This is a genomic window from Catenuloplanes sp. NPDC051500 (assembly GCF_044454585.1).
Classification (GTDB): domain Bacteria; phylum Actinomycetota; class Actinomycetes; order Mycobacteriales; family Micromonosporaceae; genus Catenuloplanes.
Genome location: NZ_JBITDX010000035.1, coordinates 1 through 24,821, shown reverse-complemented (window position 1 = coordinate 24,821; position 24,821 = coordinate 1). Strand labels below are relative to the sequence as shown.

At 66.8% G+C, this 24,821-nt stretch carries 16 protein-coding genes; 9 read left to right on the top strand and 7 right to left on the bottom strand.

What is annotated here, in order from left to right; genetic code table 11:
* The first annotated feature begins 101 nt into the window (after window positions 1–101).
* Entirely contained in the window at window positions 102–1,406 is a 1,305-nt protein-coding gene (locus ACIA8K_RS38490; RefSeq protein WP_396068432.1) for a DNA cytosine methyltransferase, read from the top strand.
* 384 nt (window positions 1,407–1,790) lie between these two features.
* On the opposite strand, the gene ACIA8K_RS38485 is transcribed toward ACIA8K_RS38490, so the two are convergent.
* Both ACIA8K_RS38485 and ACIA8K_RS38480 read right to left on the bottom strand, forming a co-directional pair.
* Entirely contained in the window at window positions 1,791–7,145 is a 5,355-nt protein-coding gene (locus ACIA8K_RS38485) for a DEAD/DEAH box helicase (RefSeq protein WP_396068431.1), read from the bottom strand.
* Between the two features lie 8 nt (window positions 7,146–7,153).
* On the bottom strand, window positions 7,154–10,204 hold the full coding sequence (locus ACIA8K_RS38480; RefSeq protein ID WP_396068430.1) for a hypothetical protein: 3,051 nt from the start codon (window positions 10,202–10,204) through the stop codon (window positions 7,154–7,156).
* 264 nt (window positions 10,205–10,468) lie between these two features.
* On the opposite strand from ACIA8K_RS38480, the gene ACIA8K_RS38475 reads away from it, so the two are divergent.
* Window positions 10,469–12,313 (top strand): serine/threonine-protein kinase, encoded by a 1,845-nt coding sequence (locus ACIA8K_RS38475; RefSeq protein ID WP_396068429.1) that lies wholly within the window; start codon window positions 10,469–10,471, stop codon window positions 12,311–12,313.
* 457 nt (window positions 12,314–12,770) lie between these two features.
* Here ACIA8K_RS38475 and ACIA8K_RS38470 read toward each other — a convergent pair whose 3' ends face one another.
* The 5 genes from ACIA8K_RS38470 to ACIA8K_RS38450 form a co-directional block, all read right to left on the bottom strand.
* Window positions 12,771–13,889 carry a caspase domain-containing protein gene (locus tag ACIA8K_RS38470; protein ID WP_396068428.1) on the bottom strand — a complete coding sequence of 373 codons (1,119 nt, stop codon included), beginning with the start codon at window positions 13,887–13,889 and terminating at the stop codon, window positions 12,771–12,773.
* The gene (locus ACIA8K_RS38465; protein ID WP_396068427.1) at window positions 13,886–14,260 is read right to left on the bottom strand and encodes a hypothetical protein; all 375 of its coding nucleotides are present in this window, start codon (window positions 14,258–14,260) and stop codon (window positions 13,886–13,888) included. The genes ACIA8K_RS38470 and ACIA8K_RS38465 overlap by 4 nt, the downstream gene beginning before the upstream one ends.
* A 67-nt stretch (window positions 14,261–14,327) precedes the next feature.
* Complete coding sequence (locus ACIA8K_RS38460) at window positions 14,328–14,810, bottom strand: hypothetical protein (RefSeq protein ID WP_396068426.1); 483 nt, start codon at window positions 14,808–14,810, stop codon at window positions 14,328–14,330.
* Window positions 14,811–14,838: 28 nt separating this feature from the next.
* The gene (locus tag ACIA8K_RS38455) at window positions 14,839–16,338 is read right to left on the bottom strand and encodes a hypothetical protein (RefSeq protein ID WP_396068425.1); all 1,500 of its coding nucleotides are present in this window, start codon (window positions 16,336–16,338) and stop codon (window positions 14,839–14,841) included.
* Between the two features lie 338 nt (window positions 16,339–16,676).
* Entirely contained in the window at window positions 16,677–17,990 is a 1,314-nt protein-coding gene (locus ACIA8K_RS38450) for an Hsp70 family protein (protein ID WP_396068424.1), read from the bottom strand.
* 404 nt (window positions 17,991–18,394) lie between these two features.
* Here ACIA8K_RS38450 and ACIA8K_RS38445 point away from each other — a divergent pair, with 404 nt between their 5' ends.
* The 7 genes from ACIA8K_RS38445 to ACIA8K_RS38415 all read left to right on the top strand — a co-directional run bounded on the left by ACIA8K_RS38445 (window position 18,395) and on the right by ACIA8K_RS38415 (window position 24,752).
* Complete coding sequence (locus ACIA8K_RS38445) at window positions 18,395–18,523, top strand: hypothetical protein (RefSeq protein ID WP_396068423.1); 129 nt, start codon at window positions 18,395–18,397, stop codon at window positions 18,521–18,523.
* A gap of 414 nt (window positions 18,524–18,937) precedes the next feature.
* The gene (locus ACIA8K_RS38440; protein ID WP_396068422.1) at window positions 18,938–19,225 is read left to right on the top strand and encodes a hypothetical protein; all 288 of its coding nucleotides are present in this window, start codon (window positions 18,938–18,940) and stop codon (window positions 19,223–19,225) included.
* Window positions 19,226–19,231: 6 nt separating this feature from the next.
* Entirely contained in the window at window positions 19,232–19,996 is a 765-nt protein-coding gene (locus tag ACIA8K_RS38435) for a hypothetical protein (RefSeq protein ID WP_396068421.1), read from the top strand.
* Window positions 19,997–20,001: 5 nt separating this feature from the next.
* Window positions 20,002–21,324 carry a hypothetical protein gene (locus ACIA8K_RS38430; protein ID WP_396068420.1) on the top strand — a complete coding sequence of 441 codons (1,323 nt, stop codon included), beginning with the start codon at window positions 20,002–20,004 and terminating at the stop codon, window positions 21,322–21,324.
* A 1-nt stretch (window position 21,325) separates the two neighbouring features.
* Window positions 21,326–22,792 (top strand): SCO6880 family protein, encoded by a 1,467-nt coding sequence (locus tag ACIA8K_RS38425; RefSeq protein WP_396068419.1) that lies wholly within the window; start codon window positions 21,326–21,328, stop codon window positions 22,790–22,792.
* On the top strand, window positions 22,789–24,177 hold the full coding sequence (locus ACIA8K_RS38420) for a hypothetical protein (protein ID WP_396068418.1): 1,389 nt from the start codon (window positions 22,789–22,791) through the stop codon (window positions 24,175–24,177). The genes ACIA8K_RS38425 and ACIA8K_RS38420 overlap by 4 nt, the downstream gene beginning before the upstream one ends.
* Window positions 24,174–24,752 carry a hypothetical protein gene (locus tag ACIA8K_RS38415; RefSeq protein WP_396068417.1) on the top strand — a complete coding sequence of 193 codons (579 nt, stop codon included), beginning with the start codon at window positions 24,174–24,176 and terminating at the stop codon, window positions 24,750–24,752. Before ACIA8K_RS38420 ends, ACIA8K_RS38415 begins: the two co-directional genes overlap by 4 nt.
* Window positions 24,753–24,821: the final 69 nt, after the last annotated feature.

The following is a 24,821-nucleotide window of genomic DNA, read 5'->3' as shown; positions in this document are numbered from 1 at the left end:
GGTACCGGCTCTGCGTCGCAGACGCGATCCCCACAACCACAGACACGCGGTGGACCCGCCCACCACACCGCAGCAGCGGCCCCCGCAACCTCTAGACTGCAATGCTCCGACCGAACGATGTTGATGCTCGCGCCCTGGCCACCAGTGCGCGGGCGATCGGCATCCCCACAGATATCTCCTCCGAAGGATGGTTGACGGTGCAAGGTCACCAAGGCACGGTTCTCTCGCTCTTCTCCGGGGCAGGGGGCCTAGATCTTGGTCTGGAAGCTGCCGGCTTCGAGACGAAGGCATGCCTGGAGATCGACCCCTTCTGCGCCGATACGCTGAAAGCTAATCGTCCCAAATGGCGACAGTTAGAATGTCGTGACGTCACCATCGCGGCCGACACGATCAAGCCAAAAAGCCTAGACCTGAAAGTCGGCGAGCTAGATTTGATCGCCGGCGGACCCCCATGCCAGCCGTTCTCCGTGGCAGCTCAATGGGCCAATACCGGCCGTCGAGGCATGGAGGATGATCGCGCGCAGACTGTGGTCGCGATGCTCGATCTGGTTGACGCGTTCCAGCCCAGAGCGCTACTCATCGAGAATGTAGCTGGCTTCCTCCGTGGCGAGATCTCGGCCTTACCATTCATCTGCGATCGTCTCGCCGAGATCAACGCGAAGCACGGCACGGCGTACGAGCTGCATGCGCAGATCATCGACTCGGCTGACTACGGCGTACCGCAACGCCGGAACCGCGTGATCGGCATTGCGACTCGCGACGGCAAGCCGATCGATCCGCCGGCCCCAACCCATGCACACGCGCCCATTCGAGCCTGGGATGCAATCGGAGACCTGAGGGAGGTAATCGACCTACCACCTAATCAAGGCAGCTATGCCGCACTGTTGCCGTCAATCCCTGAGGGCAAAAACTACCAGTATTTGACCGCCCGGGGTGGCGGCGAGGAGCTATTTGGCTATCGAACACGATACTGGTCATTTTTGCTCAAGCTGGCCAAGGACCTGCCGGCCTGGACGCTCGCGGCAAGCCCCGGACCGTCGACCGGCCCGTTCCATTGGGACAATCGGCCACTCACCGCTCGCGAGTGCCTTCGGCTGCAGAGTTTCCCAGACGAATGGAAGCTCGCCGGTCCCTACCGGCAACAAATCAAGCAGGCTGGAAATGCCACTCCTCCGCTGCTCGCCGAAGTGGTCGGGCGAACCCTGCTGGCTGTTCTTAATAACGCGCATGAGGTTGACGAAGCACGGCCTAAGTTGCTTCGCGAGCGAATCAGGGGCGCGATTCCTCCGCCGATTCCTCCAGTCCCAGTACCCGAGCAGTACCGCTCGCAGCTCGGAATCAAGAAGGCACACCCCGGCACTGGCAAAGGCCCGAGGCCGCGCGAAGTGTCATCCAACCAACCATAGACACCAAACGCGGTTATGCAAGAACTGCCGCCCTGACCCGTACGGCGATCGCGAGAGCGGTGAGTCGTTGCCGGGGTTTAACGCCGCATCGTTCAGTGACGCCACCGCTGGGCGACGATGGCCATACCGGCTTCTTTACCAATTACCGCTCCTCCCGGACTCCACCGCCTCCCGACTTGGTGACGAAGTCCGGACCTTTCAGATCACATCAGCAAAAGTCGCATGCAAAGCGCACTGAGACGAGGACGCAAATGTCGATGCCGGGCGATTCCTGGCGAAATGCGCTGGTTGTGGGAGTACGAGGATCCGGACAATTCGGCAATCGCTTGATAACGGCCAAACGGGCACAGTTGGGTGCGCCATTCGTGACGCACCCAACGATCCCTATCGACCCATCAGCTCCGCCATCAGGGCACCCGGACGGCGAATCAACTCGAATGAGCTGACGAGCTTGACCTCACTATCCTGATCACGCAAAGCCATAACCCGGGCGTTAGCCGAGCTGCCGGAGCGATCTTCGAACGGGTGCAGGATCGCCAGTCTGCCTCGCGGAGCGACGATCATTGGAACCTCGTCCTCCACCAACGAGAACTTGAAGTCCACCGCGAACCGCCGTGCTGCCCGCAGGTCTCGCTCGCGCTGCCGACTCACCTCAAGCGGTCGGCCCTGCAGCAGGTCCAGCAGGTCCACGGCGAGGCGCCAGTCGAGTAGTGGATGCCATGCCCGGTTGCCGTAGTCACGCAGGCAGCTATGGCAGCTGGAGTCGCATGGCACGCCGTTGTTGTGCGCAGTAAGTTCGTTCGCGAACGACTCCGCCTCCGAGAAGAGGTCATCGACCTTGTCGGCAAGCCGGGTTGCGTAGCCAGCACCGTTCTCAAGGCTGTCGGCAATGAACAGCTCCGCGGTCAGTCGGCCCTCATGCTGGCGTGGATGCACACCAACCTGAATCTCGGCCGGGCCGATATCCAACCACTTCACGGCGGCGTCGCGCAGTAGGTAGCCGAGCGAAGCCCAGGTGCCTCGGCCGGCCGGCTCCTGTGGATCGATCGTCAGGCCGGATGGCGTGCTGGCGAGGCCTACGACGAGCACATCCGTGTGTCGCTGTGCGGCGAGCGCGACCGGTTCTCGCGCCGAGCCCTCTGCGGTATAGCTGGTCAATCGCGCCCGCTTCTGTCGCTCTCGCTCAGTAAGCATGCTGGCCTCGATGAGCCCGTCAGCTTGCCACGTCTTGCCTTGGCCGGTGGCGGTCGCCGCAGTGAACCGATAGAGCTCGTTGTCGTTGGTGTTGACCGACATAATCTTCCCGGTCGCCGAGCGGATCCAGGCGTTGGCATACCCCTTCTCGTCATACTCGCCCATGACCAGCCGCGGCTGGGCCGCCCGGGCGGTCATCTCGCCCATCTGCTCGTAGTCACGGGGAAGATAGGAGGTGCGATAGCCGATCGGCTCGGCGATCGCAACCTGTGCGAAGCTCGGAGCGCCGGCTGAACAGTAGGGGCAGACCGGCGTGTCCGCCGTGGTGATGCCGAGACACTGCTGACAAACTCCGGCGTGCGCCTGCGGCTGCGGGCCTAACGGATCCTCGGGGCTCAGGCTCCAGAAGCCGTTGGCGGACTGTACGTAGCTGGCCACCCCGACGGCAATGTGGATTGACTTGTCCTTGACTACCTCCGCACCAGGCGCGAACTCTGACAGGGCGATCCCGGCATCCCTGTCCAGGGTCTTGGGCTCTCCGGCACCTCGCGGCCGCTCGGTGTAGAGCATCCGGACCTGGGTGGGGAAGCCGAACATCGGGAGTAGACCGGCTTGCGCCAATGTCTGCGACAGCGCTTGGACTCGTGCCTTGTGAGCTGCGTCGGTGATCTCCTCGGCCAGCGTGTGAGTGGCCCAGTCCGCGAGGCTGTCCGCTTTCTCTGGCTTCAGTTGAGTCGCCACCAGTAGGCCGACGGCGATGGAGCGCCATGTTTCACGGTTGGTGACGAGAACATCGCGCACGGCGCTACTGAGATCTGGAAGGTCGAGCCAGTCGGAGACTGTGCCGAACTGGCCATGGACGCTGCGGCCGCTGTCGAATGTGACCTGCTTCGATACAGTGCGAAAGACCCGGGTCAAGACCTCGGCGGTGAACGCCCGCTTGAGGATCGGCTCAGAACGCATATCCAGGAAGGGCTGCGGAGGTTCGTCCCCAGTGATCGAGCCCGGGTGGGCGAAGTAGTGCTCGTCGTGGCTGCGGGCACCCCGGCAGACGGTGAGTGCGACGGCGAGGTGCTCGCCACGCCGGCCCGCCCGGCCGACCCGCTGCTGGTAGTTGAACCGCTGGGGCGGCATGTTCGCCATCACGACGCCTTTGAGGGCCCCAATGTCGACACCGGCTTCCATTGTTGTGGTGACCGACAGGATGTCGATCCCGTCGACCTTGGGGACCTCGGTGCCGGCCAAAAAGACATCTTGGAACCGTGCCTGCCGCGCCTGCGACTCCAGCGGGTCGGTCTGCCCGGTCAGCTCCTCGCAATGCAGGCGGAAGCCCCCGTCCTCCCTGATCAGCCAGGCGTAGTAATCCTCCCGGCCGCCCTGCGTGACCTCCGGTTGCTCGGGCAGACGGGCAAGGCAGGTGATGCAGATGCCGGCACTGCGGTGCAGGTGCTTGGTCCGGCAGGTTCCGCATCGCCAGATCGCCGGTTCACTGGTCAAAGCCAGGCGCATCTCGGCCGGGTCGATACGATATCCGGACTGCTCGCCCGCATTTAGCCTGCGAGCGAATGTCTCCACCAAGCCTTCCCCGTCTAGTCCGCAAGGGTTCAGCTCGACCACCTTCTCCGCGTAGTTGACCAGGTGCTTAGGCCAGTCACGCTCGGCGTACTTGCTTGTCCACGGGGTACGCCGCCTCCGACCCAGCATCCGTAACGCGGAGCTGGCGAACTCATGAGCGACCGAAGCTTCCAACGAGCCGAGCGTCATCGGCGCGGCCGGCACGACGTGCCCCAGGCCCAGGGCCTCGAAGTCGCGATCGCCTCCGGCAAAGACCGTCTTGACCACCTGAGCGCCGAGAGCGCGCTGAATTTCGGTAAGCAGTTCCTGCTCGTCGGCGTCGAGGGTCGTGCCACGCTCTCGTACCGAGGGGCCGTCCCAGTTGAACAGACGAGTCCACGACTGTTCGGTGGACAACACCTTGTTCAACGACGGTGCAGGCCCTCCTGGGTTGACACCGAGCTCGAGCAGACGTGGCTGCAGATCGCTAACCATATCGACGAGGCTAGGCCGACCGCTGAGCGCCTCCAGCGCGCCAGCAAGAGCCTGCTCATCACCGGCGTCTAGGCCGAGGCCGACCAGCTTCTTCAAGATCGCCGCGGCGGCATCCTTATTGACGGCTTGCAAACGCTCGAGTGCCGCGGTCGTCTCGGGAGACTTCTCCCCGTCGAGCAGCTTCTGCAGAAGCCGACCATCGGCAGACTTGCCCTGCACCGACTTGACCAAAAGCGCGCGAACAAGGTCGAGGTAATGGGCCAGTTCCAGGTCGGCCGAAACGCGAGCCGCGCCCTGCCTACTGTCGGAGAAGGTGACCAGCCGCGACTTCAGCCAACGTTTAAGCGCGCCGGTGAGAACCTGATTGGCTCGATTGAAACCGACACCTTGGGTACGGATCGACGATCCGGACCGGCGCTGGTCCTCGACACGGTCGCTCCTGGTTGTCCTTTCCCGATCGTCGCCGCACGACGGGCACTTGGTGGGGAAGGCCGGCATCCGATCTTCCGCGCCTGCGGCACTAAGAACGTAGATATATCCGGTCGACGGCTGGGTCAACTTGCGTTCGATCAGACCTGTGCCGGGCGAGTACTGTGCCTTTACAAACTCCATGGCGTAACGCGGGGCCTTAGCGTCCTTGCTGGTTCGGGTGCCGGTGCGTTGCCATTTCTTGTCGACCACGGGCTTACGATCGGTCGGCCAGTAAACTCTGTAGTCCTGGGCGTCCCGACCGGTCGGAGCCCGGTCTGGCAGTCGGTCCAGCGCAGCGATTGAGGAAACAAGGAAGTCCCTACCGGAGGCCTTAGCGACGTAGCCGCCCAGCATGCTCTCGCCGCAGGATTCACAGTACAGTAGCTCCAGCACTCGGGCGCCGCATTCACAGGTGAAACGCTGAGCGGCATACAGCTTGCCGATTCTGCGCTGCGGGGATTTCTCCCCCGCCGCAACCTTCGGGCATGCCGGGTCGGAGCAGGCCCAGAGCCCTTGCAAGGTACGGGCAAATAGGTGCCCACGGAACCGAACCGCTGGCGACTGCTGGGTCTCGAGCAATGCCGTTAACACGTCGAAGGCAGTGCGGGCCTGCTGAGCATCGATGTCGGGGAACAGCCTGCTCGCAACCTTGGATAGCGCGCGTGGCCGAAGTTCGTCGTTCTCGGTCATTGCTCGCTGCAGCGCTCGCGGCAGCGTTCCGTCGGTGGGCAACTCGTCGGCGGTGAGCGTCTTGGCCAATAGCGGTGCGGTCAGCGCGCGCAGGTCGTCGGCGCCCTGGTGTTCCTCAAGCTTGGCCTTAATAAAAGTGAAGGAGGAACTGTCGGCGCGACCGAAAAACTCGCCGAGAAAGGCTCGCCCCTCTGAGTCGTCCTGGATGCTGGCCGACGTTCCGATGATCTTGAGCTGGTCCGGGCGCTCATCCAAGCCAAGCACCCCCATAAGTCGGCGTAGCAGATACGCGACCTCGGTACCGGACGTGCCGCGATACATGTGCAACTCATCGACGACTAGCGTGAACTTGTTCGCCGGTGACGCCGCGAGCCAATGACGAGTCGCCTCGATCATGGGTGCCTCGTCGGAACGCGACAGCGCGATCGAGAGCATGCTGTAGTTCGTGATCAGGATATCGGGTACGGCGTGCTGCATGTCCCAGCGCGACCGCATCTCGGCGCCGTCGAGCGCCGGCAGGAAGTACCGCCATTTGTCCTCGATAGTACCTTCGGCGATGCCTTCCACCAGGCGTTGCTGCCGCTGCTCCGCCGCTCTCATCAGCTTCGCGAGCCGCTTAACCTTGTCCGCGGTAGCGCTCTCCCGCGTGCCGGGAAGCGAAGTACGGCCGGTGTATCGACCGAAGTAGAAGCGATGACCTGGTCGATACTTCTCGAGCCAGGCACGTGCCACTGGCGAGTCCAGGGCCGTGCGCAGACGGACCAACTGGTCTTCAACCAACGCATTCATCGGGTAGAGCAATAACGCCCGGATTCCGGGCATCCGGCCCTGCTCGTTCTCACGCTGCGGCTTGAATTCGCCGCTGGAGCGCCACCAGGGGGTGTCGGCCCGAACGTCCGCGGGCGTCACCCAGCTCTTCGACTCCTTTACGAGCCGAGCAATCACCGGCAGCAGGAACGACTCTGTCTTCCCGGAGCCGGTGCCAGTACCGACGATGACGTTCCGCCCGCGCTGCAACGACTCCCGCAGCGCCTTCTCTTGGTGGTCGTACGGCCGGTGGACCCCGCGCGGCAGCAGGCCGGGCTGTAGCAGTGAGGCCGCTTCTGGCAAGCCGAGGTCGAAGAGGATCTCGCCCATCGTCTCGTCGGCGGCGGGATATGACGGCATCAGCTCGACATAAGGGTCAGCAAAGACCGTTCCTCGCTGAGTGAGCAGGCGCCTACGCTCACCTTCCAATGCGGTATCACGCAGCTCGTAGGCTGTCTCGTAGTACCTCAGGAACGCCTGTTCCAGGTAATCCTGAAGCCCGTCAAGAGTCAGGGCCGATGAATTCATGTGATGCGTCACCCCTGTTGTGCCATCGTGATGGACCTCGTGACCGGCTTCTGATTGAGCAGCTGAGCCACGATGCCGGTAGTTGTGCTGTCGACGTTCTCGTAGATCTGATAGTTCGTGGGGCTGGGTCCGATCGAGCTGGTCCGAGGAGGTAGTCCGGTACGCATCACCAGCGCCCTCGCCAGCGTGCGGGGGAGCGGCGCGTTCTCCGGAACGGCAAGGCGACGCCGCATGCTCTCGTCCGCGTACAGCAGGTCGGTCCTGCCTTCGATCGCGCGCAAAAGCCACTCCCCCACCGAGAACTCAACCTTGACGAGTGGCGTCCCCGTCTCGGCACGGAACGCGAACATCCGGCCGATACGAAGTTTGTATGAATAGAAGCCGGGACGTGTGTCATCGGAAGCCCTCCTCCACTCGTGACCGAGCACGGTAGGAGAGCGCTGGTGGATCTCAGTGCCGGGCGACATGGTCAGGCGGGTGCCGACGGAGTCAAGATCGGAAATCGCCGGCTGCATGGTAAGGAGTGCGTCTGCGACCAGCCCGTGCATCGTCACACCGAGTGCTCGCAGGCCGCCCCGGACAATGTCCCGAAACGCGGGGTCCCACTCCAGGTAGAGAGCCTGCGGACCGCTCGGACGGCCCTGAGCATCCACCGGCGTGCGCCGGTGGAGCTGCCAATTCGAGGCAGCCTCGGAAACGACCGGGTCGTCATCGTCCGGGTTATCGAGTCGTTCCAGCAGCCGCTGCGGGCGCGCACCGGCGAACAGATAGAGACCGGAGGAGGCCGGGAGCGCGACCAGGACGGCGGGAGCGACACCGATCGTGGCCGTGTCGTAATGCCGCTCAATATGGCCGAGGTCTTCCAGGGTTTTGAGCGTCCGGCGCCAGTAGTACGCGAGGTTCGGGAGCTGGTATCGGCGGCACAGCCAGGCCCAGGTCTCGGCAAACGCGCCCACCGGGGCCGAGCCGTGCTCCCGCTCAGAGAGCCAGGTCAGCACGTCATCGTACGGGTTCTCCGCGATCAGGCGCCCGGCGACGGTGGTTCGGGCAATCTCCGGTGCGGGGTTAAAACGGGGTGGCGCAGGCGCGACCCGGGTCGGTGACGACATCACCTCGCTCATGATCTTGTTGATACGAGGATGCCGCTGGCCCACCCATGACCAGCTGCGGAAACCGGTAACTAGGGACCCGACCAAGTCCGGCCGCAGATGACACTTCACCTTCCCATCGAACCGGGGCGCGTCAGCCGGCACCGCGATGGCCTGGACGCGCTCAGTAGTCCGGCTGCGGACCAGGACGCAGGCGATCGGTGATGTCGTGCCGCGAATGGCGGCCAGGACATCTACAGCATTGGGCCGCAGCCCGGTGTCGGCGAGCCAGTGAGGCAAAGCCGGATTGACCTCGCTAACCTCGCCGGATTCAGTGATTAGAAGCAGCTCGGTACCCGGCCGCTTGCTAATCACGAGTGGCTCGCGCGTATCAATGCCCTCGAGGGAGGCACCGGCCAGGCTAGTCCCAGCTGAGCTACGCCGCTCGGCTGACTTGACGGCATAGCCGTGGGGCAGTCTCATGACAGGCCGAAAGATGTCGCTGCACACGGGGAGGTGCTGCACAAAATCCTCGGTTCGTACCAGCAGCGCGCCGCAGGGCGATTCAATCTGGTACCGACCCGGGGGAAGCGCGAGTTCGGACAGGGCGAGTCGCTGATCGTCCACCGATACCGGATACCGCTCGCCGGCAATGGCGACCTCAGTAACCGGCTCGTCGCCAGAAAAGTAGATATCCGGCTCGCCTCCGACGAGATAGAGGCCGTTTCGCACCTGCTGCCCACCGTGGAAAAAGCTAGTGCGCTCGCCGCCGACCGCGCGGCCCAGGTTGAGCTGCTCAAGCACGGCTGGCTGGTCCGGGGACAACGCGACGGTGCGGAACCATACCCAGTTACCGAACCCGGCCGGTGACTGCTTGGCGGAGATGCCCGCCGCCTTCAGGACCCCGGTGATACGCAAGACCTGGTCCGGGCGGACAAGGAGATCGGCGGTGATGGGATGGATAACGCTACGGACCTGCAGCATCGCATCCGCGCGGGCATCTTCACGCATCACATACAGACTTTCACCGCCGAAGCGCAGTACGAGGTCGTCCGCAAGCTGGTGCTGGACTCCTTCGGCAAGCAGCACCAACTCGGCGATGGCGGTCCGCACCTCGACCAATGATTCATGATCTTCGATGAGGACTCGTCTGCCGCTACCACAATCGACCTCACGCCCGACCCAACCGCTGTCGACCATTACCACGCCGGCGAACGTGCCGGTGAACTCGTCGAAACTCAGCAGGCCCTGCCTGTGGCTCGCACACGGCCGCGACCGCGAACGTGGCCCGACCTTCATCAGACGGACGGCTTCCTCCTCGAAGACAGCCCGCAGGATTGCTAGTGCTGGCTCCTCCCGGAAGCGGTCTAGGAAACGGGGGTGGTGCAGGACCAGCCAGGTACAGAAGGCCTCGAACGACGCACCATGAGAAGCGAGATAGCCTTCGATCTGGAGCCGGTCGTGAGAGCGAATCAGCGCTTGGCTACGCGACCACCCCTGCAGTGACCATTTCGAGTGAGACTCCGCGGTTGGGCGGCCATGGACGGAGCCGGGCCCGTCAAGCCAACGGTTCCAAGCTCGCCACATCTCGGGGACGTGAATGTCGTAGCCGTTCGGCCCGATCTTGAGGGGAGGCAGTCCGAGCAAGGCGTTCTGACGGGCGTAGACGCCCTTGCCAATCGGGTCTTCGGTGACCGCGAGCACCGTCATGGCGAGGTCGGACACAAACGGGGGGTTCCCAGGGAAGCCTCGACGCCGCCACGTCGTTGCGGATTCCGCGCCACGACGGAAAGGAAAGTCGCCGATCCCAACCTGGAAGGCCCGGCAAAAATCCTCGACGGCCTGTTCCGGGCTGAGGCCGGACAACTTGGCGAGCAGGTCCCTGTCGACGTACAGGTAGAGGCCCCGATTCGGGTCGCCACGGTCGATCACATCCTCGAACAGCCTGCTGTTCCACTCCAGGTAGTTCATCTGCGCACCTCCCAGGGCACACACAGTAAACGGTCAGGGGCAGAACCGGCAGCTTCTGCACTCCCGCGAGTGTTTTGTCGGTCGCTAGTTCAAAGGCAGGAGAACTTCTGCCTGGCACATGTCGTCGCGTTATAAGAGGGCGCGAGAGCAGGCCCACACTGGCAGCAGCGGTCGCTATGCCGTGCGATGCACAACGAAGTGGACGATGCGATGCGAAGCACTGTTAACAGCCCCAATATGCTCATGCGGGTGCAAGGAGGGCACATGTCCGGTCTCCGCCTGGTTGACAGGCGCTACGAACTGCGGAAACGCCCGCTCTCTCAAGAGGGCATGGGAGAGGTGTGGCTCGGTCACGACAACCGGCTCAACCGAGAAGTGGTGGTCAAATTTCTCCGAGTCCCATCTGGGGATGACGACGAGGAGCACATCCGGCGCCGCTTCGAACGCGAGTCCACGATCATCGCCTGTCTCGAGCATCCAGGCGTGCCCGCGATCTACGACGTGGGCTACGACGGCGAGACCCCGTACATGGTCATGCAGCGTATCCACGGCCTCACCATCGCCGACCTGGTCGCTGCGCAGCACCTCGGCACGCTGCCGATCGGCTGGGTTGCGGCAATCGGTGCCCAGATCTGCTCCGTACTCGCGGCCGCGCACGGCGCGGGCCTGGTCCACCGCGACTTACAACCACGCAACGTCATGCTCGAGCCCTACGGGTCGGTCAAAGTACTCGACTTCGGCTTCGCGGTCGCGCCATCGGCCGCCGATATTTCCCGCATCACCCAGATGGGCGTCCTCCTCGGCACACCCGCCTGCATGACACCCGAACAGATGCAATCCAACGAATGCGGGCCCGCGATCGACCTTTACGCACTCGGCTGCACCCTCTACGAAATGCTCACTGGCACGCCCCTGTTTAGCGGCGCGACCCCATTCGCGCTGATGATCCAGCAAGTCAACGCACCCCCGCCCGCGCCACGAAGCCAACGCCCCGAGGTGCCCGCCGAGCTGGATCAGTTGGTGCTAAGTCTCTTGGAGAAAAAGCCGGAGGACCGGCCGGCAAGCGCCGAAGAGGCCTATCGGCAGCTCCTGCCCCTCTCCGTTGATCTCGGGCCACTCCCCGGAGCCCTCGACCTGCCCTCGATGTCCAGCCCTGCCCGGATGTACGCCGGTGTCCTGCACCGCGTATTCGCGAAGACAACTGAGCGGGAGCAGCCGGCGGCCGCGTACCCGGGAGAGGCTCAGGAGAATCCCAGGCGCGCTAACGCCGATACTCGTGTGCTCATCCAGCACAACCACCCTGCCGAGGCGGCTGACGTGCTAGCGCGGGCCGAGTTGCCAGCGCGACGGTCTGTGGACAACGTCAATGCCGAAACAATGAGCGCTCGCTACGAACTCGCCGGGCTGCTGTTCGAAGCCGCTGATTATGCTGATGCCGAACCAATCTTTCAAGTGCTCGGCGAGATGTTGCCCGGCGAGGCAACGATGTCTGAAGTCGAGTTCAACTGCCGATACAAGGCAGCGATATGCGCTGCCCTCACCGACCGGCGCCGCGTCGCGCTGGAGCGCCTCGAAAGCCTGTTCGCCGACTACTTGGTGACGCACGGAGACACCGATAATCGTGCGTTAAGGTTGCGTCGGCAAATTGGGCAGCTACAACTTGACACCGGCGAGCACAAGGCCGCCCGGCAGACCTTCACAGCGTTACTCGCCGTCGCCCAGAGCCCCCTTAACAATGTCAGGCTAGACGCCGACGAGATCATCGAGATGCTCGCAAGCATCCCGGCCGTCCAAAACTCTCAGCCGACCGACCCGGGCTGGCAGGACGTGCTGCGCTACGCCGACCTCAGCGACCCCGTGCTGGATAACTTGGTAGCGGCGCTGTCCGGACGAGGAATCGCTGCGCCCTTGATCGGATACGAACTCGGTAACGAGGGCTGGCTGGCCGAACTGGCCTGGCCTATTTACAAGACGGCCATCATGGTACTGGGATCTCTCAACGAGCAGGAGCTGATCGACCGAGACACAGCATACGACATCGCGGGTTGGGACGCACGCCCCGCTGCCAGATGGAATGCCGATGAGATCTGCAGGCGAGTGACAACGTGATCCGTGCACGCAAGGAGAGCCAACTAGAAATAATCCAGGTCCAGCGGAAATTCCTCCTCACCGCGCTTGACAAAACCTTCGACGAGCACCGCGAATCTTCTGACGACTTTTTCGATCGCCAAGACCAGCCCGTTCAAGGACCTGAAGAGCCCTGTCCTGGTCGTTCAGGAGTTCCTGCAGAGCGGTCGCGTGATCGAACTCTAACCTCGGCCTCCGTATGGCTGACTAAGGGTTGGCGCGCAGTAGAGAAGCGTCCTCTGATCAGCGGAAATCAGGCTTGCCGAGGATCTCCTGCCCCAGTCGCGAAGGGCACGGTGAAGGCTCTGGTCGCCCATCTGCCGTTGGAGCGATGCCGCGCTGGTGTGAGATCAGCGCGTCGGTGGGCTGCGCGGCGGCGCCATGACAGGTGAGTCGGCCGTCCTCGGCAGCCCGGCGACCGCATGTCGCCGGTCTCCAGTCAATCCGGGTGGTAGCCGTACTCGGCGAGCCGGTCGCGGGCGATCCGCAGTTCCTCGTCGGTGAAGAGGGCCGACCACGGCTCCCGCAGCACGAAGGCCTCGACGGTCAGGTCGAGGCGGCCCTTCTCCCAGAGCGTGGTAAACCCACTGGACACCGAGGTCGCATGGATGAGCTGGCGTGCGGCACCGAGCCCGCCCGACGTGGAGATCATGCGGATGTAGATGGTCGCGTTGTAGTTCAGCTCGCGCTTCATGGCCCGGTAGCCGGCAACAAGGGCGTCATGAAACCGCTTCTCAAGTGCCTGCAGGTCCACGTCGCTCTGCTCTGCGCGCACGGCCGACGGCGGCGGAGGCGGCTCACGGCGGGCTGAAGGTCTGCCGGCCGGGTTCAGGCCGAGCGCGATGTGGTCGGAGAGCCCGGTGCCGAGGTGTTGCGGCTTCGGCATGCCGCGGGAGTGCAGCCCTCGGACGAGCGCCGTATAGATGTCACGCATCGAGAGCAGGTCACCGGCGCCCGGAATGCCATTGCGCAGCACCCTGAGGAGTTCGCCGGAGAACGCCGTGAAGCGCTCACCGGGCGGCGCGATCGACGTCGAGGTCGCTGGCGCGGAGGTGACGGTGTAGGTGCCGCTGATGTCGATCGCGGCGGTCACCGCGGAGGGAACGGAGGTCATCGCGGCCGCCGCGTGCCCGGAGAAGCAGCAGTCGAGGATCAGGATCCGGTTCTTCGCCGGACTGTCCGCCAGAGCAAGACGGATCCAGTCAATCGGCACGGCCGAATACGTCACACGGGCCGGATCGGTGTTGGCGACCGCGAGGTGAAGTACGCCGCGCGGGGTGAGCAGACCGTGCCCGGCGTAGTAGACGATCAAGGTGTCTGCGGCATCGTTGACTGCGTCGTCGAGCGCGACACCGACCTCGTCCTGCGTGCGCGGGTCGATCAGCCGACGACAGCGGCTGGAGTCCACGATCCCAGTAGAGGAATCGGTCAAGGCCTCGGCCAGCACCATGACGTTGTTCGCCACGGACGGCAGATCGGTGATCGCATCGCTAGCGAACCGGGCCGCTCCCACCAGCAGGACGCTGGACCGACGCCGATCCGGCAGGCGCGTGGTCATGGCTGACCGCCCGTCACCTCGAATGCCTCCCGCAACAGCCGCGCCGCCACTCCGGCATTGGCCGCGTCGATTTCCACCCGTCGACTGCGACCAGCATCGGTGATCTCGATGCTGAGCCTGGTACGCCGGGCCGTAAGCCAGCCGCTGACCGCGGAGACAAGGACACTGATCGCCCCACCGGCGCCCAGCGCGACCACCAGCGCATCAGTCGCCCCACCCATCTCGCCTGGCCGCAGGTCTTTGGCAATCGCCGTGACCCGGCCCCGGAATTCATCGTCCGACTGGAGCCAGGCGTAAAGCGAGGACAGCTCCTGGACCTGGTCATCGACAAGCGCGATCGTCGCGTGCACGCGGCGATCATCCTCGCTCATGTCACTAGATCGCCATACTCCGATGGTGTCGTTTTGAGACCGGGTTTTCGTCGTGCGCGACGCCGAATCAGCGCGATCCGACGATGTCCGGCATCAGGGTGATGATCTCGCGGTACGTCGCGGCGCTGAGGTCTTCCGGTACTTCGGCGTCTCGGGCTTGGACGAGGTCGTCGAGCAGGGTGCGGACCTCCACGTAGTGTCCCGCTTGGTATGCGATGCGGATGGCGTCGAGCCAGGGGTGGCCTTCGGCGCGTTGCTGGTCTGCTTGCCAGGCGATGTCGACGGCCCAGCGGGCGCTGGCGAGGTCGCCGGTTTCGAGGCAGAGGGCGACGTGCTGGTGGGTGGTGTCGACGATCGCGGAGACGAGGTGGTGGGGCTGGATGGCGCTGTCCGGCAGCCAGGCGTACGGGGTGCGGTAGCGGGTGGAGTGGGTGAGGTCGGCGCCCGCGAGTGGCTGGCCGCGAACGAGTTCGAGCGCGCGACGGAGGTCCTCAGCGCCATCCGGCCCGTTCGTTTCGGCACGGGTCCGCAGGCGTCGTAAGAGGTTCAAGTCGAATAGGTAGCCGTCGTGGAGGTGGTTAGGTGCGGTCGATGCTGTTGTTCGGTGGGAGCCAGGGCTGGCCGTCGGGTGCTTCGCCCAGCCAGCGGCGGGTGCGGCTCATGGCGACGCGGCGGCTTCGTGGGCTGACGATAGTCTCGGGCCAGAGGGCGGCGTCGAGTTGTTCGCCGGTGGCGCCGTGTCGTCCGCGGGATGCGAGGTAGACGACGATCTCGCGGTGGAACCGGAGTCGTTCGTCGGGTGGCGGGCCGACCGCTTGGACATCGACTGGGCCGAGAATCGCGATTCGCAGGCGGGTGGTCGCTGGGTTGTGCCAATCCGCAAGATCCGCGTCGAGTGCGGCATCGTCTTCTGGTGCCCGGCGCCGGCGAGTGCCGGTCGCTGCCGTGGGTGCGGGCTTCGGCCGTGTGGTGTCGGCCGGTTCTGCGGCGGGAGCGACGACGCCCGGGGCGGGCAGAAGGTGCCCGTGGGCATCGGTGCCGTCGGCCCATTCCTCCGTCGCGGCCGGTACCGGCTCGTCAACGGGCGCGGATACAGTCGGCTGGCGGGATTGTGCGCTGCGGAACAGTCGCGCGAGGTTGGCGAGTTGGTCGGCAGGTAGGCCGGTGGCGTAGAGCCCGGTCGGGTCGAGCCAGTCCAGGTCGACGGTGCCGTCAGCGTCGACCCGAAGCATGAATCGAATGTCGGCGCGGGAGGTAGCGGCGATGGCTTCCGCATCGTGGAGCGCGTGTCCAGGGAGTCCCACAGCGGTCGCAGTGTCAGGGCCAGCGGCGAGGATGACGAGCGGAGCTGGCTGTGCGTCGTGGGCGTGCGAGATCCGTGCGGCGAGTCGGTCTGCCGAGGAGGTGGCAGTCCGGTGCTGCATGAGCGTATGCGCCTGGGTCGCGGATGCCGTGCGGAGGCGGTGACCGCCGAGAGCAATGAGGTGTTCGACGTCTGCCGAGTCCAGACCGGTCACGATGATGTCGGTGTCGTCAGACCAGGTGCTGGTGGCGAGTTCGGTGGCGAGGTAGCGCAGCATGTCCGCGGCCTGCCGCGGGTCGCCGGTGAGCGACAGGGTGCCGACGCGTTCGAGGTCGATGAGCAGGTGGTGGCCTTGCGGGTGTGAGGCGACGGTGACCAGCGTCTGCAGCGGCGCGACTTCGTCGCCGTCGACGGCCGGCAGTACGGCTTCGGCGGCGAGCAGCCATCGGGTGCCGGCCGGGTCCGTGATGAATGGTGATGGTGCTGCGCCGGCGGGAGTAGTGAGGATCAGATGCAAGGCGTCCGAGCTAATCCAGACGGCGATGATGTCCGGCAGGTCTTCTGTGGGAGTGTCGCGGAGCAGGTGGGTGAGGGCGCGGAGGGCGTGGTCGAGGCGCTCGACGTCGGCGGGCCGGGCTGCCGCGCGTACCGTCGTCTCGGTCTGTGGTTGTGGCGCCGCAGGCAGACGGCGGTGCTGGCGCTGCCGGCGCAGCTGGATGAGCAGCAGCGCCGCGAGCAGCCCGGACGTCGCGAGCGTGGCGGTGACCGGAAGCACCAGGTCGAACAGATCAGTCTCATCGGACTCCGCCGCGGCCTGCGCCGGCTCCGGCGTGTCCTCGACCGCGGGCGGTGGTGCCGTCCGCTCCGTGTCCGCGCGTTCGGGACGCTCGGGTCGCGGGGCGGGTGCTAGCGCGGAAGGCGGTGGCGCAGCAGCGGCGGAATGTGCGCCGAGCGGATGAGCTCGGGTCCGGGGTCTGGTGAGCGGGTCCGCCTGCGTACGTAGGAGCAGTAGGCCAGCACCAGCACCAAGTTGCTCGGCCTTTCACCGGAAAAATCGCTGCGCACGTTCGTTGAGGGCGGGTGAGAGGCTGCGGATCGCGTGGAACATTGCGGTCAGGACCCACCAGGCGGGGCAGCGGCGAAGATCCAGTGGTAGTGATTGAGGGTTCGCCACGTGAAGAGGACGGCGAAACTGAGGCCGAATACGGTGGCGGCGATGACCCGGCTGACGTGGCCATGGACGATGGTGAGGCCGATGCCTGCGCCGAGGATCAGCATGCCGAGGCGTGCGGAAGCGCTGGCGAGCGGGCTGAGCGCGTAGACGTCTGGTACGCCGCGGGTGGCTGCTCCGGTGATGAGGATGCCGGTGGCGGCGATGAGCGATGGGATGGCGGGTGTGCGGTAACCGCGGATCCACAGGGGTATGCCGCCGGGCGGGACGCGAGTAATGGCCAGGCCTGCCGTGGTGGTGAGGATGACGATGGGGAGGGCGAAGAGAATCGGCCACCAGGCGAACGTGTCCGTGTAGAGGTTCATGTAGGCGCTGACGTACATGCCGAAGCCGGTCGCCAAGGCCAGGCCTGATGCTGCGGCGGTGAACAGTGCCCGTCGGGAGTTCCGGGCATAGAGTGCCTGCTCGCTGGGTGTGCGCGGTGCGGCGTACTGCAGGCCGGTAACCGCTATGCCGGTGCTCCAGCAGGCGAGCGCGATGAGGAAGCCGCTGATGCCCAGTTGCGGCAGCCGCAGGAAGTATGCGACCCCGCCGCCCGGGAACTCACTCACCCCGCTGTTGTCGAGGGTCTGCGCGAGCATGACCATGGCGGCCACGGCCAGCAACCCGGGCGGGACCAGTGCAGGCCAGCCAGAACAGATCCGCAGCGGTGGCACCTGCGCACCTGCGGTAGCCGCCAGTGGAGCGGCGGGCGTGCCGGCGATGCGTAGAGCGCCGTCCGCTGCGGCGTCCGGGCGGGACACCCTGATCGGCGTATGACCCGCAGTGTTCCGAACGGTGTCGACGATTCCCGGAAGTGACGCTTGGCCTCCGGTGATGAGCACTGCTGTGAGGTCTTCTCGGTGCATATCCGCGGCGGCGAGGACTTGGGTCACGGCTTCCGACAGTCTCCGACGGACCCCAGTCAGCACGGTGTCCAAGATGTCGCGGTCAAGAACCGTCGGCGGATGTGGGGCGGGTAGCGCGATCGCAGCCCGTGCCAGCTGCTGACCGAGGCTCTCCTTGCCAATCCGGACCGCTTCGAGCAGTTGGTGCCGGTCGGCAGCGTGGTGAGGCGTGGTCAGCTGTTCCCACAGGTGCCGGCCAGCACCCGGGGTCGAGGTGATGAGGTGTTCGGCCAGGGCCACGTCGATTTCTGCGGCAGACGAGCCGGACACGGTGTGGTGAGCAAGGAGCTGTACGCCGTCGTCGAGCACGCCGAACGGCGGCGACGGCGATTCCGCTCGCTCCCGCGTTGATGATCAGCGCGCAGGCTCCGGTACTGACCGGCGAGGCCGACCACGCCATCCAGTGGGTGGCGACCGCGATAACATCGGCGACGAGCCGGGGCGCGGGGAGACCGGTCTTGGTAGCCGCGAGTCGTAGTTGCTGACGGCGGCGGGGTCCCCACCAGCACGGCACGACCAGCGTGAGCCTGCCGATCGGCATTCCGGCGAGCGAGGAAGCGTGAGTCGCGATCCCGCCGAGGACGGCGGCGACCATCTCGATCGGGTCGAGGGCGACGCCCGCCAGCTCGATCGTCTCGTCGCCGATGTGCCGGAGCGGTTCGGCCAGCCACCCTTCTGGGTGTTTCCGGGCGGCCTCCAGAGCGGGGCTACCGGTGAGCAGGCGGCTGGTGGTGTTGTCGAACCACACTCCGCTGGTGAGGGTCGTGGCGCCGTCGACGACGATCGGGAGCGATCGGCCGTCCGGGGTGGACAGCAGCGCGGTGGTGGTGGCGGTGCCGTAGTCGATGCACAGGTGCGTGTCCGCGGCCAGCATGCCGGGAAGTCTGCCGCACCGCCCCGGACGGAACGGCATCCATCCGTATGAAGCACCTGTCCTGTGCACATGATGAAAATCTGCGCAGATCGCCCGGGCTGCCTGCGCCGCGCCGATTCCTGAAGCCCAGCTGTCGCGCTCGGCGTTACGCCATGACCGTTCTGTACCGAGGTCCGCACAGCTACACCCTGTCGATCCATCTGGCGACACGTCCGGGCCTCCAGCGGCTACCTGCTGACCGGTAACTCGACCCGGTTGGCCTGGATCTGGTCGACGTGTCTACGCAGCCGCTAACTCCATCGATGGAGGTTTCCGCCATCCCACCTGCGTGTCTGTGCCAGGTGGTGGAGCGTGGAGGTGGCTGATGTTGATGGATTGGGCTATGGCCGTGCTGGAGGCCGCTCCGGTGCCGACGCCGTTGGTGCCGGATCCGACACCGGTACCGATTCCAGGTCTGGCGCCGGTGGCGGAGACGTTCCTGGCGTGGGGCAAGTGGGTCCTGGTCGTCGCGGGTGTGCTGGGCATGTTCATCTGCGGCGGAATGATGATCCTGGGCCGACGGAACCGGTCCGCGACCGCCGTGGACGGCGCGGCGGGGATCCCGTGGGTGCTGGGCGGACTGACGCTGGCGGCGGTCGGAGCGACCATCGTCGGCGTAGTGGTCAGGTAGCCGGCCATGCGGGACGAGATCGGGACACAAGCCCGCCGCCGTACGGCGATGGTGACGGCTTCGGGCGCGGCGATCGTGGTGTCGATCGTCGCGGCGGTGGCCGGCCTGGCGGGAATGCACGATCAGCAGGACGACAGCGGGCCGCAGCCGGCGGAGTCCGGGATGGTGATCCCGATTCCCGGCGAGACGGGATCGGCCGCCGCTCCCCCGGCGTCCGCCGCTGTCTCGCCGACTACGGGTGATCTGCGCTGGGTGTCGGTAGCGGGTGCCCGCCTGCCTGTCTCCGCGTCGGGAGGCCCGGCGGACGTTTCTGCAGGTCGGGCGCGCGGGTTCGCGTTCTCGAAGCTCGGCGCCGTTCTCGCGGCGGCGCACGTAACGTTGCGTCTATCACCACAGGCCGGGCCGCGGGTATTCGAGCCGACGGTGCGAGATCAGGTGGTCGGTGCTGATGCTGCCACGCTGGCGCGGAATCTCGGCGAGGAGTACGAGCAGGCGCGTTCTCGGCTCGGTCTGCCCTACGGCGAGCCGGCGGGCACGCTCTACGCGGTCGCCCGCGGCTACCAGGTGACGCTATCCGGTATCGACGCCGAGGTCCGGCTGCTGATCGAGGGCCCCGGCACCTGGCAGCCGGTCCTGATCGAATTGACGGTACGGACCCGGTGGATCGGCGGTGACTGGCGGATCGTGGCCCCGTCCGACGGCCTGTGGGGCGACGACGCCCGCACGGTAGCGGACACGGCCGCGTTCACCTGGTTCCCGGCGGAGCGGTGAGCACGGTGAGCAGCGTGTGCGCGCCGTGGGACACCGGCTGCCTGATGTCCGCCGCCACGGATGGGCTGTTCGGCCAGTTCGCGCGGTCGATCGTGACGGCCGAACAATTCCTGATCGATCTGTCGGCGAGCTGGTGGGTGCTGGTGCCCTCGCTGAAGCTGTTCCCGGATGGTGCAACCGGTCCTGGTGACGCGCCGATCGAGGCGGTCGCGAATCTGCGTGGTCTGCTGCTGCCGCTGACCGCGATGGTGGCGGTGGGCGGGGTGTTGTGGAACAGCCTGCTGCTGATCCTGACCCGGAAGCCGGCCCCGTTGGTGAACGTGTTGCGAGGGTTGTGGAACACCGCGTTGTGGTCGGCGGCGGGCCTGTTCGGGACGAATCTGCTGCTGCACGGCGCGGACCGGTTCACGTCGTTCGTGCTGCTGTCCGCCCTGGGCAGCGTCGGCGATCAGAGTTTCGCGCGCCGGCTGTCGATCCTGGTCGTCCCGCAGTCCGGCACCAGCGGTCTGCCGGTGCTGCTGGTGATCGTGGTCGCCGGGATCGCGACGGTGTGCGCGCTGATCCAGGCGGTCCTGATGCCGTTCCGGGACGTGTGCGTGCTGCTGCTCGCGCCCGCGATGCCGCTCGCCGCGGCCGGGAGTTTCACCGGGGCGACGAGCGGCTGGCTGCGCAAGGTCCTCGCCTGGCAGCTCGCGTTGATCTTCTACAAACCGGCCGCCGCCCTGGTGTACGCCTCCGCGATCTGGCTGCAAGGCGACGACACCGCCGACGATCCCCGTGTCCTGCTGATGGGCGTCGCTCTGATGATCGTTGCGTTGATCGCGCTGCCTGCGCTGCTGCGGCTGTTTACCTGGACGGTCGGCTCCACGCAATCCGGCGGTGGCGGTTTCGCCAGCGCGCTGTCGGCGGGCGCGGCCGGCCTGCACGCGGCCGCGTCGCTGCGCGATCTGTCCGGCGGCCCTGGCAGCAGCCATTCCCGGTACGACAACGGGCCCCCGCGCCCCGACGGGAATCCTCCTCCGCCGGGGAACGGGCCGGGACCCGTGCGTCCGCCGACGTTCACCGGCGGCGGGCCAGGATCGGGAAACACCGGGACGCCACCGGGGGGCACCGGGACATCGGCGGGAACGACCGCCGGGACACGATCGGGAACCACGGCCGGGACGGGACAGTCCGCCGGAACCGCAGCCGGGACAACCGCAGCGGCCGGTCCCGCCGCCCCGGTCGTGATCGGGACTACGGTCGCCGCCGGGACGGCCGCCCGGGGCGTGGCGAGTGCCGCCGGTGCCGCAGCCGATACCACCGCCGCCAGCACCGAGGGCGAGTGACATGCCGATCGGACAGGAGCGCCGGCGGTACGGCGGCTGGCGGCGCAGCCGGGGCATGGGCCTGCTCGGCCTCGGCCCCGCACAGTCACTCACCGTCGTCGCCGCCATCACCACCGTCGCCGCGGCCGGCGCGGTCAGCGGCACGCTGCTGCTGGCCGTGCTGGTCCCGGCCGGGCTGCTGATTGCGGTGACGGTGCTGCGCTGGGACGGTGTACTGCTCGGCGCCGGCCTCGCGCGCCGGATCCGCTGGGCGTGGGCGATCACGCGCGGTTTCACCGCTTACCGGTCCGGTGTGATGGCCGCTCACCCACATGCCTGGCAGCTGCCCGGTGTGCTCGCCCCCACCGATCTCCTCGCCGCTCCCGCCGCGGGCGGCGGCATGTTCGGGGTGGTCCGGCATCGTCGGTCGGGGACGTTGACGGCGACGCTGCGGGTCGCCGCGTCCTCGACTTGGCTCGCCGATGCGGAGCAGGCCGAGACGTGGGTGGCGAACTGGGGCAGCTGGCTGTCCGGCCTCGGCTACCAGCCGTCGGTGCGCTGGATCGTCGTGACTGTGCGCACCGGCCCGAGCTCTGGCCGCCGCCTGGCCGGCTACATTGGCGGGCGGACCGCACCCGACGCTCCCCCGTCCGCGCGCCTGCTGCTGCAACAGCTCGTCGATGACGCGGCCGACCGGGACGCCGACGTAGAGACGCACGTGTCGGTCACCGTCGACCCGGCCCGCACCCGCCCACGTCCACAAACCACCGACGACGCGCTCGCTGACACCGACCGTCTCCTGACCGGCTTGGAGGACTCCCTCGCCGCGTGTGGGCTGACAGTCCTTGGCCGCGCCGACGCGCACCGTCTCGCGGCCACCGTCCGGGCCGCTTACGACCCGTCGGCCCTGCTCGACGACCTCACCGACAAACCCGAAGATCTGGATTGGGGTACGGCCGGGCCGGTCGCTGCCGACGAGGAGTACGGCTGCTACCGCCACGACAGCGGCTGGTCGGTCTCCTGGGCCTGGCACGAGGCACCACGGACCGAGGTCCATGCGGAGGTCTTGGCCCGGTTGCTCGCTCCCGGCCCGTACCCGCTGCGGGTGTCTTTGATCTATCGGCCGGTCCCGGCTGGTGACGCGGCTCGGTTGGTGGAGCAGGAGGTTAACGCGGCCGTGTTCCGGGACGCGATGCGGGCGGTGTCCCGCCGGGACGAGAACGCCCGCGAGCGCGCCGACCGGGCGCGGGCGTTGCGCACTGCCCAGGAGGAGGCCGCCGGGGCGGGTGTCGGTCTGCTGTCGATGTTCGCGACCGTCACCGTCACCGACCGGGATCAGCTCGCCGACGCGATCGCGGAGGTGGAGGCGCGGGCGGAGTCGGCGCGGATCCGGCTGCGCAGGATGTGGGCGGGGCAGGCGGCCGGGTTCGCGGTGACGTTGCCGTGCGGGATCTGCCCGCCGCAACTGGCGACGCAGTGGCCGCGATGACCGCCCCGTCGTGGGGCTGGCGCGCTCCTGGTGCCGGGCGGGCCGCGCATGTGGACGCGGGCGCCGAGTTCCAGGGCACAACGCTCCAGCTGGCGGGCTTGTACCCGTTCGTGGCCGGGTCCGGTGCGCCGCAGCTGGGCGTGCCGATCGGCCAGCACCTGCTGTTCGGCGAGACCGTATGCCTCGACCCGCTGGAATGGCTGCGCGCCGGGCTGGTGACGAACCCGGGCATGTTCCTGCTCGGCCAGCCCGGCGCTGGGAAGAGTGCCCTGGCGAAACGGCTGATCACCGGGATGGCTGGGTTCGGCACGCGGGTGCTGATCCTCGGCGACACGAAACCGGACTACACCCCGCTCGTGCACCGGCTGGGCGGGCAGGTCATCCGGGTCGGCCGCGGCCTGGACCGGATCAACCCACTCGACGCCGGACCGCTCGGCACCGCCCTGGACCGATTGCCGCAGCGGGAAGCGGACCGGCTGCGCCTGGAAGTCCGCGGCCGACGGCTCGCGCTGCTGCTCGCCCTTGCCACGCTCATCCGCGGCGGTCGGATCACGAACACGGAGGAGGTGCTCCTCGGTCGGTCCGTCGACCTGCTCGACGCGCGTCTGACCCGGCAGCCGACCGTCCCGGACGTCCTGGCCGTGCTCCGCCAAGGCCCGGACGAGGTGAGGCTCGGCGCCGACCACGATCGGCAGGCCGCGGACCTCGTCGCGACGCTGACGCTGCTGTGTGACGGGTCGCTGCGTGGCGTTCTCGACGGGCCGACCAGCACCCCGATCGACCTCGACGCGCCCGCCGTCAGCGTCGACATCTCCCAGACCTCCGCAGCCGGCGATCAGCTCGTCGCGATCGCGATGCTGTGCACCTGGGCGTACGCGTTCGCCGTCGTGGACGCCTCCGCGGCGCTCGCCGCGCACGGGCTCGCACCCCGACGGCAGTTCTTCGGCGTGATGGACGAACTCTGGCGGGCGCTGCGCGGCGCACCCGGCCTCGTCGACCACGCCGACGCCCTCACCCGGTTATCGAGGCCGCTGGGCATGGGAACCCTCATGATCACCCACAGTCTCGACGACCTCGACGCGCTCCCCACCGACGAGGACCGGGCCAAGGCGCGCGGTTTCTTCGAACGGTCCGCGATCAAGATCCTGGCGGCGTTGCCGGGCCGTGAGCTGGACCGGATCAGCGCGGTGGTCCGCCTGTCCGCAGCAGAACGCGGGCTGGTCTCCTCCTGGGCCGCGCCCGAAGCACTAGTTCCCGGACGGGTACACCCCGGCCGGGGCAAGTATCTGATCAAAACCGGCGAAGGCCCGGGTCTACCGGTCGGGATGCGGCTCGTCGGCGACGAACCGGACCTCTACGACACCGACACGGCGGTACGCCGATGAGCAGCCCACGCCCGGTCACCCCGAACTCGTCCGTGGGCACCATGCCGCTCACTCCGTTCGTCATCCTCGGCACGTTCTGGGCGGCGATCGTGCTGACCTGGCTGGCGTGGGCGGCCGGTTTCCTGGCCGCGCGGCTGAGCGGGCGTCCGGCCGGGCCTCCGTTCGGGCAGGACTTCGTCGTCGCGGTCCTGCACGGCCGCTGGGAGGTCGCGTATCCGGGTCTCGACCGGCTGCTGGTCGCCGTGCTCTTCGCCGCACTCGTAACCGGCATAGCCGCTCCGCTGGTGGGAAGCGCGCTGTGGTGGGCGGCGCATCGCGGCCGCACCGACGATCCGCTGCCGTCGCTGGCCCGGGTCGGTGAGGTGGCCGGGCTCGCCCCCGCCGGCGCAGAAGCGCGGGCCCGGACGCTTCGGCCCGGCCTGATCGGCCGACGGTTGCAGCCGGCGGATGTCGGGTTGCCGATCGGTGTGCTCCGGCTGCCGCGGGGCAGGGTCGGGCCGATGCTGCGGGCGTCGTGGGAGGACGGGATCCTGGCCGTGATGGGGCCGCGGGAGCCTGTCAGGATGTCTGTGTAACCATCCTTTTGCCCCTATAAGACCATTGTAGACGTGATGCGGCCTGGGAATGCGATTTCGAAGGCGCCG

What these genes read in the sequence shown, in the direction of transcription:
- ACIA8K_RS38490 (WP_396068432.1), top strand. Translation starts at nt 102, where the DNA reads ATGCTCCGACCGAACGATGTTGATGCTCGCGCCCTGGCCACCAGTGCG.
- ACIA8K_RS38485 (WP_396068431.1), bottom strand. Translation starts at nt 7,145, where the DNA reads ATGAATTCATCGGCCCTGACTCTTGACGGGCTTCAGGATTACCTGGAA.
- ACIA8K_RS38480 (WP_396068430.1), bottom strand. Translation starts at nt 10,204, where the DNA reads ATGAACTACCTGGAGTGGAACAGCAGGCTGTTCGAGGATGTGATCGAC.
- ACIA8K_RS38475 (WP_396068429.1), top strand. Translation starts at nt 10,469, where the DNA reads ATGTCCGGTCTCCGCCTGGTTGACAGGCGCTACGAACTGCGGAAACGC.
- ACIA8K_RS38470 (WP_396068428.1), bottom strand. Translation starts at nt 13,889, where the DNA reads ATGACCACGCGCCTGCCGGATCGGCGTCGGTCCAGCGTCCTGCTGGTG.
- ACIA8K_RS38465 (WP_396068427.1), bottom strand. Translation starts at nt 14,260, where the DNA reads ATGAGCGAGGATGATCGCCGCGTGCACGCGACGATCGCGCTTGTCGAT.
- ACIA8K_RS38440 (WP_396068422.1), top strand. Translation starts at nt 18,938, where the DNA reads ATGGCCGTGCTGGAGGCCGCTCCGGTGCCGACGCCGTTGGTGCCGGAT.
- ACIA8K_RS38435 (WP_396068421.1), top strand. Translation starts at nt 19,232, where the DNA reads ATGCGGGACGAGATCGGGACACAAGCCCGCCGCCGTACGGCGATGGTG.
- ACIA8K_RS38425 (WP_396068419.1), top strand. Translation starts at nt 21,326, where the DNA reads ATGCCGATCGGACAGGAGCGCCGGCGGTACGGCGGCTGGCGGCGCAGC.
- ACIA8K_RS38420 (WP_396068418.1), top strand. Translation starts at nt 22,789, where the DNA reads ATGACCGCCCCGTCGTGGGGCTGGCGCGCTCCTGGTGCCGGGCGGGCC.
- ACIA8K_RS38415 (WP_396068417.1), top strand. Translation starts at nt 24,174, where the DNA reads ATGAGCAGCCCACGCCCGGTCACCCCGAACTCGTCCGTGGGCACCATG.